Here is a 2,404-nt window from a genome sequence, read left to right on the forward strand (position 1 = left end):
ATTTTTGATTTCATTTGCTTCCGTATAGCTCCGCATCCGTACCTAAATTTGCCGATTCCTGATACGTGATGTAACAGGCGATTGAATCCGCGTTGTTAGCGGTCTTTGTCGGATTCATTGATGCCCAGATTTGCAAGGCTTTCCCGTACCCATAAGCTACATCGTCTGAATTAAAAGTATCGGTAAAGTGCGTGCATTCATGGATCAAATTCTTGAGCTTGTTTTCGTCATCAAGCTTTGCGGCATGCGATGTACAGAAATGCGGAAAGAAATAAATAATTCGTCGCTTCGAATCGGGCTTACAGATCGCAGCATCGGTATTGCCATTATCCACGGACGGTAAGCAGCTTGTCGTTTGCCCTTTTTCGTCATCGAATCGGAAGAACTTGCCCGGATTGAGTTCCAGCATGGCCGCTTTGAGGCGTGGCAATCCATCGATCAACATTTGGCGGATTTGTTCGTCTTCGCTGCCGAACCACGTTTTAACCCGCTGTTTTTCCGTGGTCCACGTGTTAAGCAACGCACCATGTCGCACATCGATCATCTTCACCGCGATGTCGCGGAGTTTCATTATGAGTATACGAAACTGAGCATTTGTCATGTTCTCACATATGCGCGCCGTGTTCACATCGACGGTGACGGATGAACCTTCAACAGTGTTCGTCATCGACGTATGTACTTCGAAGTATTCCTGCGTCATTACTCTGCTTCCTTGATTTCAACTTTAATCTCTTGCGCTGCACTGGTTTTGATGCGCTGCGTCTTTCCTGATTGGTCCGTCATGCCTTCAACAATCATCCCGCTCGTGCTGGTCAATCGGTAAAACACATTCGCGAGTCGCAGGCCGGTCTTACTGTCACGGAGAACGTATTCCTCATCGAAAACGGAAGCGACCGGCGGCGTATTCGCGAACGAAGCCGTTGTGGCTGCACCACTGCTGGGCGCTCCGCCGCCAGTGAAGAGAAATTCCCAATTGCCCGAAAGCACGCGGTTTTCTCCACAAGGGCACAATACGCGGTCAAGGTGTTTGACTGTTGGAAGCCCACCATCGAGCCACGTGCTTGCCGTTCCCAGTATGGGAAAAGCCCCCTCGCACTTTCCACACGTGGCGAGGTCGTTGCGTCGGGCCAGCGTCTGACCGTTGGAGGCATACCAGGAAGAGGAACCGCCGAGCACGCGGCCCTGCGTAGTTGTCGAGTCACCCTTGGCGACTAACCGATCGGTCATGCAGCCCCCGCAGCGTAATCCGGCGCAACATAGGTAGGATCGAACAGACCGGAAATAACGCGACCGTGGCGGACAAATAGGCCGACTCGCTCTTGAGGAGACTCAACAATCCGGTCGCCGTTCTTCAGGCTGCTACCGACCAACGCTACTGAACGATTAATGTTTACGGCTGCTGCGCCAGCGCCATCAATGATGGTTGTTTCACTACCATCGTCATAGGTCACCGTATCGCCAACGCGCGCGAGTTGGTGACCCGCTATCGTCCACGTACCCGTTGCACGAGTGACACGCCCGCCACGTTCTGTGAGCGAACCAAGCGTCGCAAAGAAATACTTCGTACCGTTCTCTTCTGACATTTCGACAGACGCCATAGATTCGCTATGCTTGTTATTGTCCAAGGACCCATCTCCAGCTTTTCGATGCCACTCGGATAAGTGGTCAACTCAGCATAGCGTGCGTCTAACACGGCGGTGTCAAGAAAGGTCGCATTGACATTTGTTCAGCACGCCAACGCTTGTTGCCCGGTCGCTTGGTCCGCGCACGCTCACTCTTCGTCCGTCAGTCGGCGGGCGTAAGTCGCACCACACGTATGTTTCGCGGTGAGTTGTCGAGCCGTACAACATGCATGGGTGGTGCATAAAGACGCGATTGCGCTTCGTCTTCACATCGAATCACTTCGATGGTTGCATCAGGTCAGGCCGGAAGCGCTACCAAGGATAGTCGTACCAAGCCCACGAGACATAGCGCCAGCTTTTTTTGTCTTCACGCTCTCGGGTCTCCAAAGGTCGAAATCCTATGCTTACACCTTTGATCAATCGAAGCTTCACGCTTGTCCATGCGTCATCGAGTCGTTGCTCAAACGCCTTCCTCGTCGATCTTGAAGATGCGTTATTCGTGTGAAACCGGCAGAGCGCGCAGACAACGCCAAAGCAAATCGCATCGCGATAACGCTATTCGGCCCTACGTTGTTTAGCGCTTCTGTTTCCGCCCGCCTCAAAGTAACGGTACGGCCGAATAGCGTTCAAGCGATGACGCTTGAAAGTTCGTGATACTACGCATTCTCTGTGTTTCCCTTATAGACCCCTACGGCGTTGGCGCGTGAGCGCCGGACACGCCGCGCGGATGAGCGCGTACCGCTTTGTTAAGGAAATAGAGGTGCTTGTAGATCCGTACCGAG

3 protein-coding genes are annotated in these 2,404 nt (G+C 52.8%); all 3 read right to left on the reverse strand.

Annotated elements, in window-relative coordinates:
• Positions 1–10: 10 nt before the first annotated feature.
• From P7F28_RS15615 to P7F28_RS15625, 3 genes are read right to left on the reverse strand one after another with little or no spacing between them, the layout of a single operon-like run.
• Positions 11–700, reverse strand: a complete 690-nt coding sequence (locus tag P7F28_RS15615) for a M35 family metallo-endopeptidase (protein WP_277185425.1) — start codon at positions 698–700, stop codon at positions 11–13.
• Positions 700–1,227: a PAAR domain-containing protein gene (locus tag P7F28_RS15620; protein WP_277185426.1), complete on the reverse strand. Its 528-nt coding sequence runs from the start codon at positions 1,225–1,227 to the stop codon at positions 700–702. The genes P7F28_RS15615 and P7F28_RS15620 overlap by 1 nt, the downstream gene beginning before the upstream one ends.
• Positions 1,224–1,625 (reverse strand): PAAR domain-containing protein, encoded by a 402-nt coding sequence (locus P7F28_RS15625; RefSeq protein ID WP_277185427.1) that lies wholly within the window; start codon positions 1,623–1,625, stop codon positions 1,224–1,226. Before P7F28_RS15625 ends, P7F28_RS15620 begins: the two co-directional genes overlap by 4 nt.
• Positions 1,626–2,404 lie beyond the last annotated feature (779 nt).

It is taken from the genome of Caballeronia sp. BR00000012568055 (assembly GCF_029439455.1).
Taxonomy (GTDB): Bacteria; Pseudomonadota; Gammaproteobacteria; order Burkholderiales; family Burkholderiaceae; genus Caballeronia.